12 protein-coding genes and 1 pseudogene are annotated in these 12,720 nt (G+C 58.0%); 3 read left to right on the top strand and 10 right to left on the bottom strand.

What is annotated here, in order from left to right:
* Positions 1-55 precede the first annotated feature (55 nt).
* The 10 genes from KVG95_RS24160 to KVG95_RS24115 all read right to left on the bottom strand — a co-directional run bounded on the left by KVG95_RS24160 (position 56) and on the right by KVG95_RS24115 (position 9,447).
* Entirely contained in the window at positions 56-2,260 is a 2,205-nt protein-coding gene (locus tag KVG95_RS24160; protein WP_217858216.1) for an OsmC domain/YcaO domain-containing protein, read from the bottom strand.
* Between the two features lie 107 nt (positions 2,261-2,367).
* Positions 2,368-3,525: a glutathionylspermidine synthase family protein gene (locus tag KVG95_RS24155; protein WP_217858215.1), complete on the bottom strand. Its 1,158-nt coding sequence runs from the start codon at positions 3,523-3,525 to the stop codon at positions 2,368-2,370.
* A 12-nt stretch (positions 3,526-3,537) separates the two neighbouring features.
* On the bottom strand, positions 3,538-4,275 hold the full coding sequence (locus KVG95_RS24150; protein WP_217858214.1) for a DUF1190 domain-containing protein: 738 nt from the start codon (positions 4,273-4,275) through the stop codon (positions 3,538-3,540).
* A gap of 19 nt (positions 4,276-4,294) precedes the next feature.
* On the bottom strand, positions 4,295-4,723 hold the full coding sequence (locus KVG95_RS24145; protein WP_217858213.1) for a DUF350 domain-containing protein: 429 nt from the start codon (positions 4,721-4,723) through the stop codon (positions 4,295-4,297).
* A gap of 14 nt (positions 4,724-4,737) precedes the next feature.
* The gene (locus KVG95_RS24140) at positions 4,738-5,412 is read right to left on the bottom strand and encodes a DUF2491 family protein (protein WP_217858212.1); all 675 of its coding nucleotides are present in this window, start codon (positions 5,410-5,412) and stop codon (positions 4,738-4,740) included.
* Positions 5,399-6,433 carry an ion channel gene (locus tag KVG95_RS24135; protein ID WP_217858211.1) on the bottom strand — a complete coding sequence of 345 codons (1,035 nt, stop codon included), beginning with the start codon at positions 6,431-6,433 and terminating at the stop codon, positions 5,399-5,401. The genes KVG95_RS24140 and KVG95_RS24135 overlap by 14 nt, the downstream gene beginning before the upstream one ends.
* A 69-nt stretch (positions 6,434-6,502) precedes the next feature.
* Positions 6,503-7,066: a rhomboid family intramembrane serine protease gene (locus KVG95_RS24130; RefSeq protein ID WP_217858210.1), complete on the bottom strand. Its 564-nt coding sequence runs from the start codon at positions 7,064-7,066 to the stop codon at positions 6,503-6,505.
* 195 nt (positions 7,067-7,261) lie between these two features.
* A complete protein-coding gene (locus KVG95_RS24125; protein WP_123720583.1) occupies positions 7,262-7,960 on the bottom strand; it encodes a PspA/IM30 family protein in 699 nt (232 codons plus the stop codon).
* A 24-nt stretch (positions 7,961-7,984) separates the two neighbouring features.
* Positions 7,985-8,566 carry a YjfI family protein gene (locus KVG95_RS24120; protein ID WP_030131197.1) on the bottom strand — a complete coding sequence of 194 codons (582 nt, stop codon included), beginning with the start codon at positions 8,564-8,566 and terminating at the stop codon, positions 7,985-7,987.
* A gap of 332 nt (positions 8,567-8,898) precedes the next feature.
* Positions 8,899-9,447, bottom strand: coding sequence for a cysteine hydrolase family protein (locus KVG95_RS24115; protein WP_217858209.1), 549 nt, complete (start codon positions 9,445-9,447; stop codon positions 8,899-8,901).
* A gap of 102 nt (positions 9,448-9,549) precedes the next feature.
* Between KVG95_RS24115 and KVG95_RS24110 the strand changes: the two are divergent.
* From KVG95_RS24110 to KVG95_RS24100, 3 genes and pseudogenes are all read left to right on the top strand, one after another.
* A pseudogene (locus KVG95_RS24110) lies at positions 9,550-10,550 on the top strand (GlxA family transcriptional regulator).
* A gap of 308 nt (positions 10,551-10,858) precedes the next feature.
* Entirely contained in the window at positions 10,859-11,968 is a 1,110-nt protein-coding gene (locus KVG95_RS24105) for a DUF3182 family protein (protein WP_217858208.1), read from the top strand.
* A complete protein-coding gene (locus tag KVG95_RS24100; protein ID WP_052967059.1) occupies positions 11,958-12,716 on the top strand; it encodes an alpha/beta hydrolase family protein in 759 nt (252 codons plus the stop codon). Before KVG95_RS24105 ends, KVG95_RS24100 begins: the two co-directional genes overlap by 11 nt.
* Positions 12,717-12,720: the final 4 nt, after the last annotated feature.

The raw sequence follows: 12,720 nt of genomic DNA, 5'->3' as shown, positions 1-12,720 counted from the left end.
AAGTAATAAAAAAAAGCGAAGCCCGTAATCTGGCTTCGCTTTTTTGTGGGCGCTGTTAACTGAATAAAGTGGTCACATTGGCCCGTGCCGAGTGCAGTTTCTTGTAGCTATCGATCAACCGCAGGTGCCTGTCGAGCCCCTCCAGTTTCATGCTGGTCGGCGTCAAGCCATGGAAACGCACGCTGCCGTCCACCGATCCGATTGCTGCATCCATCCGCTCGCTGCCAAACATCCGGCGGAAATTGGCCTCGTAGTCTTCCAGCTCCAGGTCTTCGTCCAGCTTCATCTCCAGCACCACGTTGACGGCCTGGTAGAACAAGCCACGCTCAACCGTGTTGTCGTTGTACTGCAGGAACATTTCCACCGCCTCTTTCGCCTCTTCAAACTGTTGCAAGGCGAGATAAATCAGCAACTTCAACTCCAGGATCGTCAGCTGACCCCAAGCCGTATTGTCGTCAAATTCGATGCCGATCAAGGAGGTGATGTCGGTGTAGTCGTCCAGCTCGCTTTCCACCAGGCGCTCAACCAGCGCTTGCAGTTCGTCTTCGCCCAGGCGATGCAGGTTCAGGATGTCGGCGCGGAAGAACAGCGCTTTGTTGGTGTTATCCCAGATCAGATCGTCCACGGGATAGATTTCCGAATAGTTCGGCACCAGAATGCGGCACGCCTTCGCGCCGATATGCTCGTAGACCGCCATGTACACTTCTTTGCCCATGCCTTCGAGAATGCCGAACAAGGTCGCGGCTTCCTCGGCATTCGAGTTTTCGCCCTGGCCGGAGAAGTCCCACTCCACGAATTCGTAATCCGATTTGGCACTGAAGAAGCGCCACGACACCACGCCGCTGGAGTCGATAAAGTGCTCGACGAAGTTATTCGGCTCGGTCACTGCGTGACCTTCAAACGTCGGCTGGGGCAAGTCGTTGAGGCCTTCGAAGCTGCGGCCCTGCAGCAATTCGGTCAGGCTGCGTTCCAGCGCCACTTCCAGGCTCGGATGCGCGCCGAACGAGGCGAACACGCCGCCGGTACGCGGGTTCATCAACGTGACGCACATCACCGGGAATTCACCACCCAGGGACGCATCCTTCACCAACACGGGGAATCCCTGTTCTTCCAGCGCCTGAATGCCGGCCAGTATCCCGGGGTACTTCGCCAGCACGTGGGCCGGCACATCCGGCAGTGCAAATTCACCTTCGATGATTTCGCGTTTTACCGCGCGCTCGAAAATCTCCGACAGGCACTGCACCTGGGCTTCGGCCAGCGTGTTACCGGCACTCATGCCGTTGCTCAGGAAAAGGTTTTCAATCAGGTTGGACGGGAAATACACCACCTCGCCGTCCGACTGGCGCACGTACGGCAGCGAGCAGATGCCGCGCTCTTCATTGCCCGAGTTGGTATCGATCAGATGGGAACCACGCAACTCGCCGTCGCGGTTGTAAATTTTCAGGCAGTACTCGTCGAGAATTTCAGTTGGCAGCTCATCTTTTCGGCCAGGCTTGAACCAGCGTTCGTCCGGGTAGTGCACAAACGCTGCGTTGGCGATGTCCTCGCCCCAGAACTGGTCGTTGTAGAAGAAGTTGCAGTTGAGTCGCTCGATAAACTCGCCCAACGCCGACGCCAACGCGCCTTCCTTGGTCGCACCCTTGCCGTTGGTAAAGCACATCGGCGAGTGCGCATCGCGGATATGCAGCGACCACACATTGGGCACGATATTGCGCCACGAGGCGATTTCAATCTTCATGCCCAGGTCCGCCAGAATGGCTGACATATTGGCGATGGTTTGCTCCAGCGGCAGATCCTTGCCCGCGATATAGGTGCCCGTCCCGGAATTGGATGCAGGCATCAACAACGCCTGGGCATCGGCGTCGAGGTTTTCCACCTCTTCGATCACAAACTCAGGTCCGGCTTGCACCACTTTTTTCACGGTGCAACGGTCGATGGAACGCAGGATGCCCTGGCGGTCCTTGTCGGAGATGTCCGCCGGCAACTCGACCTGGATCTTGAAAATCTGGTTGTAGCGGTTTTCCGGATCAACAATGTTGTTCTGCGACAGGCGGATGTTATCCGTGGGAATACTGCGGGTGTCGCAGTACAACTTCACGAAATAAGCCGCACACAACGCCGACGAAGCCAGGAAGTAGTCGAATGGGCCAGGTGCCGAGCCATCGCCCTTGTAGCGGATAGGTTGATCGGCCACCACCGTGAAGTCATCGAACTTGGCTTCAAGTCGAAGGTTGTCGAGAAAGTTGACCTTTATTTCCATGGGGGATTACCAGAATAACGGGCTAGACGATTTGGCCGCCATTATCCGGTATTTCAGCCGTAAGTCTTGCGGGCATCTTACTTATGTCCACACCGGCGATGGATGGGTCAGTCGAGTATCAGGTGCGGCAAAAACCGGCTTGAATCCTTGGTGATCAAACTGTTGTCTTCCCGCACGCCAATACCGGCCGCCTGATCGCCGATCACCCAGGAGCCAACCAGCGTAAAGCTGTCGCCAAACTTCGGCAGCGGGGCGAATTCCTGAAGGATAAACGGCGCGTCGGTGTAGGGCCCGTCCTCTTTCACGATCAGACCGTCAGCGGTTTGCAGCTCAATGTTGGCGCCTTCCCGGGAGAAGAACGGCTTGCGCACCCAGCCTTTTGGCACCGCTTTGCTTGGGTCTGGATCCAGGTGCGCCGCGAGCAGGTTCGGGTGACCTTTGTTGAACTCCCACAGCAGTGGCAGGATACCCTTGTTGGAAATGATCGATTTCCAGGCGGGCTCGAAAAACTGTGTGTCACTCTGGGCAATCGCCGAGCCGAAGGGTTCGTGGAAGATGAACTCCCAGGCATGCAGCTTGAACAGATGAGGAATCCAGCGATCTTCTAAGTCGACGAAACGTCCTTCATGGGTGAGGCCGATGTCTTCGATGTCGATGTGCCGCGATTCGATGCCGACCTTTTCCGCGATCAGGCGCAAGTAGTCGGTGGTGCCTTTGTCTTCGACCGAGTCTTTCATCGAGGCGAAATAGAAGGGCTGTTTGAGCTGCAGCTGGGCAAAGGCCTGATGCAGCTTGGTGTCGATGCTGTTGAACTGGTCGGCATGCTTGGGCAGCAAGCCGCGTTCGATGCATTGCTCCAGCCAGCCCCACTGAAACGCCGCCGCCTCATACAGGCTGGTCGGCGTGTCGTAGTTGAGTTCCAGCAACTTGGCCGGCCCGCTGCCGTCGTAGGAAAAATCCATGCGTCCATACAGGTGCGGGTGGCCTTCGAGCCATGAAGTGCGAACCATGTCGAAGAATGGCGCTGGAATGCTCAGGCGCTCCAGCAACTCCTCGCTCTGAACCACGCGGGCCACCAGGTCCATGCACATCTCATGAATCTCGGTGGTCGGGTCTTCGAGATCGTTCTCGATCTGCTTGAGCGTGAACTGGTAATACGCGCTTTCGTCCCAATAGGGTTCGTCGTCGATGGTATGGAACAGAAAGCCAAGACTTTCGGCGGTCTGTTTCCAGTCATGACGCTCTGCGCAGAGGATCTTCTTCATGGCGTTTGTTCCTTAACTGCTCGATCGGCCAGCGCTGCTCGAACCGCCCCAACCGCTGCGGGCGCTGGCTTTGCTGCCGAAGCCGCCACGAGACGTGGATGAGGCAACGGATATCGGCTTGCTGCCTGAACGGATTGAGTCGGTGTAGCTGCTGCTGCTGCTGCTGCTGCCGTACCTTGCCTGATTGGACTTGGTAAAGGTTGAGCCTTTGGAAATCCGCTGGTTGAGCGTTGAGGAGCCGTAGTTGCCGCGATCATCGCGGTAGCGGTAGACCGGCTCGGAGAAGTAGCTATTGCGATTGCTACTCAGCATGTTGCCGATCAGCAGGCCGGTCAGCAGGCTGGTGCCGGAGAATCCGGAGCCTCCGCTGTTCGCTTCCGAGGCCGGCAGTTGAGCCTTGGCCGCGTCCACCTGGGATTGCGTCACCTCGCCATCGGCGGTCAGTTCGAAACCGCCCAGCTTGGGGATGAACTTGCCGGCGGAATCCTGCTGGCACCAGTCGGCGACAAAGTCGGCATCGCAATCGGCCTGGTTGTCGTACACCGGCGCGATACGGCGATGCTCTGCCATGGCGGTCATGTAGGCGTCAGAGCAGACGTCTACCGGGAGTTTTTCATCGGCACACTGCTGAACAGACTGGAAGTTGTACTTCTTCTGCACCGGGTAGGTTTTTTCTGTCGGCCCGCAACCTGATATCGCCATGGCGACCGACGCTGCCAGCGAGAGCTGAACGTACTTGCTTCGTTTCATCGGAATCTCCGTGGCGCAATCAGTTCGAGGAAGGGGTCATGCACGCGGCGTTCAACATGCCGACGCTGATGGCCACTGCCGCGATATAGATACCCGCAGCGATTTCACCTTTTTTAATGCGTTCAGAGGCGCCTTTGAGCACCAGACTGGTCACCAGAAACGCCAGCAATTGTACGAAAGCGGCGATCACTGCCCAGACGACGAAGTCCAGAATGCTGATCGAGTAGGCAATCACATTACTGGCCGGAATGGCGAAACCGATGATGGCGCCACCCAGCGCGATCGCGGCCGCAACGTTACCCGAGCGGATCAGTTCGAATTCTTTGTGCGGGGTGATTCGGGTGTAGATGAACTGGAACAGCGCGAACAGCACGGCGGCGCCGAGGATGTACAAAACAAACCCGAGCACGGCGGCTTTATTCAGGGAGATGGAGAGCGCTTCAAGCATGGACTTCTTCCTTTTTAAAAAGTGTTCAGGTCAGTGGTGTACAGCGAAATGCCCAGCGAAGTACTCAAGCTGATAGTGCCTTCGGCGTCTTCTTCGACGGAAAACAGCAGGAATTCCCGGCGATCGGTCAGGCCGGTTTCGCGGGCGTACAGCATCGAACGGTGCTCGATGCTGTAGGACTCATCCGGGTTTTTCAGGTGTTCGCTCAGCCCCACCAGTTCTGTCTGGCCACTCTCGGTGCCCCATTCGCGGGTGTATTCGACACCGTTATGGGTATAAGTCGGCAGCCCGATCAGGCTTTGAGGGCCGGCCAGACGACTCAGCTCCGCTTCACTGTTGATGGTGACGTAACTGAGGTAATTGAACAGGATCACTGACTCGACCTGTCCGGCGATGTCACCGGTGGTGTGCACTTGCAGCCAGTAGTCTTCGTCGTTCATGTAATAGCGTGACAGGCAGTTCGACTGCCCGAGATCAACAGTGCCAGCGCTCCAGATCTGTTGGGCGCCAGGGATGACCACGGTGGTGTTACCGTCGAGCAACAACTTCAGGGTGGTGTCGAACATCACCTCTTTACCCAATGCCAGGCCCAGCGGACCGATGGCGGGCAGGGTTTCGTTGGCTGTCCATTTCGATTCCGTATTCGCTTTCGGGGCCTCAAGCCCCATCAACTGTTTAAACCATCCCATTGGTGATTTCCTTGAGGCGAGTGGAGGCGATGTAGAAGAGTTCGCCGCCCTCAACGCGGGTGGCGCCGGGCGGGTTGATCGAAGGCTGTCGGGCGCCTTTGGCGCGGTAGCCGATCAGGGTCGCGTTGTGGCGCTCTTTCATCTGTGCGTACAGATCGCCGAACGTTGCTTCAAAAGTATCGGGCAGTCTCATCAGGTATTGGGTAGCGCCTTGACCCACGCACAGCAATTCATTGATGACCACTGATGAGCCCGGATCCTGAGAGGCACGCACCAACATCTCGATGGCCATGCTCGAGGTGCATTCCAGGCTGGGCGCGTAGGCGCTGGCGAGCGCAGCGATTTCACTTTCATTGAAGTGGGCGACCACATGCCCGACAGGGCTCAGTCGATTGACCGCCAGCACGGTGGCCAGGGTCAGATCGTCTGAATGGGTTCGCACCAGGACGCGTTCGGCACCGGGAACGCCGGCCCGCAGCAAAAGCGCGGCAGAGGACAGGCTTTCGCCTTTGATAAAGTCTGCTTTGCCCGGCATGGGATTTTCTTCGAGGTCGCAATCGCAAATGACGATCAGGTTGTCATTGGAGGTTTCGTCCTGCAGCAATAATTCAATGACCCGCTCGCTGGACGCGCCTTCCCAGCCGATGAGAACAGTGTGGCCGACCTTACCGGTGAAATCGCCTTTGCCCTTCATGCCTTTTCTCCATACATCGATGACACTGCTGGTGGTTTTGCCGATGGCTGCCGTCAGCAGCGCAATGCCCCCGAGCATGACCCAGGTAGCCACGAAAATTCGTCCCGCCGATGTCTGTGGCGCGAGATCGCCATAGCCGACGGTGAGCGTGGTGGTGAGATAGAAGTAGGTAAACGTGGCGGGGGCGGTGAGGTGTTGTTCGCCCAGAAGCACCAGGCCGATATAGGCCGTGCTCAGGTGTATGCCCAGCGCAATGGCCAGGCCTGCCCAGCCGAACCGATGGAAGAAGGACGAAGCGTACGTGCGCAATAAAAGGAAAATCGACATTACATCCCTGACTCCATGGGGCTCATTCCTGACGATGTAATCGCTCTGGCGTCTGAGTGCTCAGTGCGGTTACCGGGCGGCATTAAACCTGCTGCGCGGCGTAGATAACAGTACCTTGGCTGCAATAAATCCGGCGATCGCACCAAAGATGTGCCCTTCGAAGGACATGCCTTGGCGAGGAAAGAAGCCAAAAATCAGGCCGCCATAGAGCAGGACCACGACACTGGCCGTGATCAGGTTACTCCAGCTCCTCTGGAACCAGGCGCGCGACAGGAGGTACGCCCACAGCCCGAATACCCATCCACTGGCACCAATGTGTACGCCTGCAAATCCGAACAGCCAGACCAGCGAACCGCCCAATAGAATGATGATGGCGCTGACGGCCATGAACCGGCCGAGCCCTTCGACAATGACCAGGGTGCCGAGGATCAAAAAGGCAATCAGGTTGGTACTCAGATGCGCAAAGGACCCGTGCAAGAAAGGCGAGGTGATGATACCGACCAGTCCCTGCAGTGTTCTCGGCACTAGGCCGAAGGCAATAAGGCTGTAGCCAGTCGCCGCATTGAGCAGTTGCAACGCGACCATGAAGAGGGTCACGCCTGCGATTGTCTTGAACCCCTTCAGGGCATCCATCCGTGACCTCGACTCGAAGGGCAGTGAATGCCCGTTACTTAAGCGCAACCCATGTGGGAGCGGGCTTGCTCGCGAAGGCAGTGTGTCAGGCAACATTGATGTCGACTGACACTCCCTCTTCGCGAGCAAGCCCGCTCCCACAGGTTCCGCAGCTCGGCATCAGGGAAAAAAATGCCCTTCCTGCTGCGCTGTTGCTTACTCAGCCGATTTTTTCTTCAGGCGTTCCAGAATCGCATTGGCGCTGCCTTCGTTCGGCGTGATGCCGGCTTCGCGCAGCTTGCGCTCCAGGTCGGTGCCGGTCGACGCATCGGCCAGTTGGTCCTGAGCTTCCAGTTCAGCGGCGCGTTGCTGCTGTTTGGCTTGCAGGCGGTTCAGCGTACCGACGGCGGTTTCCAGCTTGCCGTTGGCGCCGCCACTGGCGATCGAAGCACTGACCTGGGCTTTCTGTACGCTTTCACGCGCCTTGGCCATGTCCACTTGCTGACGCAGGCTTTTGATGCGGCTTTCAGCCTTGGTGATGTCTTTACGCATGTTGTCCGCGTAACCGCCGAATTCGGTGGCCTGCTTTTGCTCGACATCCAGTTCGTTGGTCAGGGTAGAAATGGCTTCGGCCACTTCCAGTGCCAGGTCTTCGCGATTGGCCTGGATCGCGGCCAGGGCCTTGGATTCCAGGTCCTTGATCTTGGCGTTGTGCTCGCTGACGCGATCAGCCGACAGTTTGTGCTTGGCCATGATGGTGACCAGCTCACGCTTGGCGTTGGCCAGCGCGCTGTCAGCATCACGAATTTCCTGGTCGAGGATGCGCAGGGCCTGTTGGTCGACGATCGATTCGCCGACTTCGTTGGCACCGCCACGCAGCGCGGTGAACAATTTGCTCCAGATGGACTGAGTCATTGGATATTTCCTGTTCCCGAAAAATTAGATGAAGAAACGTTCAAAGGCTTCGCTGGCGCGCTGGACGTTGTCGACGAGGGTTTTGACCTCGGTCACGACGTTGGTCAGGCTGGAGTCGGAGCTCAGTGCGCCGAACATGTTGTAAACGACCTGCCCGTTGGGCATCGACTCGATACCGATCGAGGACAGCGGGAACATTTCCCGGCTACGCAGAACGGCGTCATTGAATGCCGGTACGTCGTTGATGGACTCGACATCGACCAGAACGGTATCCACGATGACCTGATCGCCAACCACCGCGATGTAAATCGGCAAGCCACCGAAATCGTTCATTTCCAGCTTGATGCTGGACTCGGAGCCTTGAACGAGGGAGAGGGTGATGTCGTTCGAAACCACTTCGTCGAGGGCCTGAAGGGCGCTGTAGAGGCGATCGATATTCCAGTTATTACCTGCGCTCATGTAATTCTCCGACATGAATGAGCCAGCCAGAATCGGTTGGCGTAGCTGTTTCTCCATCTGCTTGAGCAGGCTTCGGTTTTCGGGAAGCACCCAAGTCTCGTGTTTCACATACCCGGCGGCACCCAGGCCCGCGCGCATCTGCTTCATGTAGAAGCTGGATGGTTTTTTTGCGGACGGTTTCGAGCGCTCTCCCTTTTGGCTCGCTGAATCGGTGGCAGATCCGGTAGGCGGATCTGATGGAGAGCTGCTTTTCATGATGCTGACCCCGTTGTGAAAAACTCACGCGTGAGAAACACTACAGGCAATTTTTGCGGACCTCAATAGCTCACGCGTGAGATTTTTTCGACTGTTGCACAGGTGTATGACGATAGAAGGTCATGTGGGAGCGGGCTTGCTCGCGAAGGCGGCGGCACAGTCAACATTGATGTTGCCTGATACACCGCTTTTGCAAGCAAGCCCGCTCCCACAGGTTCCTCATCTTAATCAGCCAGAAAATCGTCAGTGGACACCACACTTGCATAAGCAAAACCCAAGGCCGACATGAAGGCGGCGTGAACGTGGTCGGCCGGGACGGTGATGCCGTTGAATTCCAGGTCTCGGGTGGCGCAGGCGTCGTGAATCACCGTGACGGTGTAGCCCAAGTCGGCCGCGGCGCGGGTGATGCCGTCGATGCACATGTGACTCATGCTCCCGACCACCACCAAGTGCTCGATGCCTTGCTGGTCGAGGATGGCTTCCAGTTCGGTCTCGCGGAACGAGTTGACGAAATGTTTGAGCACCACCGGTTCGTCAGCGCGGTTGAGGACTTTGGGGTGCAGCTTCGCGCCGTCGGAGCCCGGCGCGAAGAACGGTGCGGCGTCGGAGGTGAATTCGTGGCGGATGTGCACCACCTGATCGCCGGCCTCGCGAAATGCCTGAATCAACCGTGCGGCGTTGTCCGCTGCGGCGTCGGCGCCCACCAGCGGCCACTTGCCCTGAGGGAAGTAGTCGTTTTGGATATCGACTACGATGAGTGCTTGCTTGGCCATGACTGTTTCCTCGAAGTGTGTGTTGGGTGTGGAATTAAGTATTGGCGCTGGCCCTCCGTTCGAGGATTGGCCGCACCGACAATAGAAGGGGGAAAACTGACAATGGGTGTAGAAAGGGCAGTCGCCGAACTGGGAGTGCTGATCTATCCCGGTGCGCAGATGGCGGCGGTGCATGGGCTGACGGACCTGTTCGGCGTGGCCAACCGGATCGCCGCCGAGCATCAGGCGGCGCAGCTGCCGTTGCTGCGGGTCAGTCACTGGCAGGTCGATAGCGATCAAGTGCCCGAGCGGGTCTATGACACTCATCCTGGCCCGGCCGGCGCATTGGTCGCCGTGTTGATCCCGCCCTCGATCGGAGGTTTTTCCGAGCGACAGGCGCCCCAAGAGCTGATTCGCTGGATTCGTCAGCAGCACGCCAACGGTGCGACCCTCGGCGGGGTCTGCGTGGGTTCTATACTGTTGGCCGAAAGCGGCCTGCTCGATGGCCGTAGCGCGACTACCCACTGGACCTCGGCCAAGGCTTTCGCCGAGCGTTATCCGGCGATCAAGCTCAAGGCCGATACGCCCATTGTCGACGATGGCGACCTGATCACCACCGCCGGGTTGATGGCCTGGTCAGAGCTGGGATTGCGATTGGTGAACCGCTTGCTCGGGCCGAGCATTGCCACTGGCACGGCACGGCGCGGTTTCTGGTGGTGGAACACAGCGACAGCGCGAGTGCGTGCGGCAGTAATTTTTCACCGATTCTCAACCATGGCGATGCGTCGATTCTCAAGGTCCAGCATTGGCTGCAAAGCACTGGGGCGACCGATGTCTCGTTGACGGCAATGGCCGAGCGGGCGGGGCTGGAAGAACGCACTTTCCTGCGGCGTTTTCGTGCTGCAACCGGGTTGAAACCCACCGAGTACTGCCAGCACCTGCGTGTCGGCAAAGCGCGGGAAATGCTCGAATTCACCAACGGCACTATTGATCATATTGCCTGGACCGTGGGTTACCAGGACCCGAGTGCGTTTCGGGCAACGTTCAAGAAGATTACCGGGCTGGCGCCGAGTGATTACCGGGGGCGGTTTGGTGTGTCTGCGACCGCGGCCGTGGCTCGGTAGCGAGCATCACCACAGATCTAAAAATGTGGGAGCGAGCCTGCTCGCGATAGCGGTGTGTCATTCAACACAAATATGGAATGTCAGGCCGCCATCGCGAGCAGGCTCGCTCCCACATGAGTTAGGTGGCAGGTTTGAGTCGTGCAAAATGCCGGGAGCATTGAAAGGTGTCGTGCAGAATAAAACAGGCCTTGTGCCACCGCACATTTCGCAATTGGCTGATTTAAAGACTGTTTTTCTCCAGCCGCCATTGGCCTGATCTCTGCACCTCCTTGAGCTACATTTATCAAACGCAGATTGAAGGGGAACGCATGACCCCAACAAATCGCAACAAACTGGTACTCGCCCATTCAGTGCGACCCAGTGCCTCGCTTCACGAAGTCGAAACCAATCGCGCGTTGGCCCGTTGGCTGGCGCAGGTTGTGGGGCTCGAATACGGCGGCAGTTACGACCCGCAGCTGCATCGCGGCCGGGATATTTATCTGTTGCCGACCCAAACGCTGGTGGGCGTTGCTGCCGCCCGGCAGCTGGGCGTCAAAGGGCCGGAGGACTTATGGGGCGGTTACGTCGACCACGATTTCATCTGCACCAAAGCCATCAGCCATGGATTGTTGAATCGCTATGCGTTCGCGCCCGAAGGCTGGTCGTCGTTGTTTTCCGAACGGGTACGCAGCGTCGTGCTCGATGGCCTCAGCGTGTTCTCCCTGGAGGATGCTCGCCCGGCGGCGGAGCACCTGCTCTACAGCGGTCCGATCCGCATGAAACCTATTCATGCCTGCGCCGGACGCGGCCAGGAAGTAATCAAAAGCCTCGATCAGTTCGACGCCATCCTTGCTCGCCCCGATGCCAAAACATTGTTCACCGAAGGTGTGGTGCTGGAACAAGACTTGATCGAGGTGGTCACCCATAGTGTCGGTCAGAGTTTTATCGGCGACAAAGTGCTGAGTTATTGCGGTGATCAATACTTGACCGAAGACGGTCAGGGCGAGCAGGTTTATGGAGGGTCCAATCTGTTGGTGGTGCAGGGTTATTACGAGGACCTGCTGGCGCTGGAACTACCAGAAGACACGAGGCTGGCGATCCAGCAAGCGCAGGTATTCGACAGCGCGGCCGATGAAGCCTACCCCGGTTTCTACGCCTCGCGGCGCAACTACGACATCGCCCAAGGGCTGGATTGCGATGGCAAACAACGCAGTGGCGTGCTCGAACAATCCTGGCGCCTGGGCGGTGCCAGCAGTGCTGAAGTCGCGGCACTGCAGAGCTTCGTCAACAACCCCGGCTTGCGCGCGATTCGCGTGTCGTCGATCGAAACCTATACCGATCAACCTCTGCCGGCCAACGCCATTGAGGTCTACCGCGGGCCAGCGGAACACAGTGACTTTCTTCTCAAGTACGTAACGGTCAAATCCTATGACGGCTAGAAGCGAAACCATTCAGATCGACATCGACGATGAACAGATGAGCGGAACCTTCCTCAGCCCCAAATCGAAAGTCCCGGGTGTGCTTTTCGTTCATGGCTGGGGCGGTAGTCAGGAGCGCGACCTGGAGCGCGCCAAAGGCATCGCCGGGTTGGGTTGCGTGTGCCTGACATTCGACTTGCGCGGCCATACTGGCGGGACCGGTATTCCGTTATCTCGGGTAACCCGCGAAGACAATCTGCGTGACTTGTTGGCGGCCTACGACCGCTTGCTCGCCCATCCGGCGCTCGACACGTCGGCGATCGCCGTGGTCGGCACCAGTTATGGCGGTTATCTGGCCTCGATCCTGACGTCGTTGCGACCGGTGCGCTGGCTGGCGTTGCGGGTGCCGGCGTTGTATCGAGACGACTTTTGGCACACACCCAAGCGTGAGCTGGACAAGCTCGATTTGCGCGATTACCGCAGCACGCGGGTCAGCGCCGACAGCAATCGCGCGCTGCATGCCTGTTCGCAATTTACCGGGGATGTGTTGCTGGTGGAGTCCGAGACGGACGCCTATGTGCCCCACGCGACCATCATGAGTTACCGCGCGGCGTGTCAGCAGACCCACTCGCTGACTCACCGGATTATCGACGGTGCCGATCACGCCTTGAGCGAGCCTGTCTCACAACAGGCGTATACCAGCATTCTGGTGGGCTGGATCACGGAAATGGTGGTGGGCGAGCGGTTGAGCATTATTCAGTCGAGTTAGATTT

Source organism: Pseudomonas farris (genome assembly GCF_019145235.1).
Taxonomy (GTDB): domain Bacteria; phylum Pseudomonadota; class Gammaproteobacteria; order Pseudomonadales; family Pseudomonadaceae; genus Aquipseudomonas; species Aquipseudomonas farris.
Note: the sequence above shows the minus strand (reverse complement) of the source record. Positions and strands in the feature narration are given on the sequence as shown.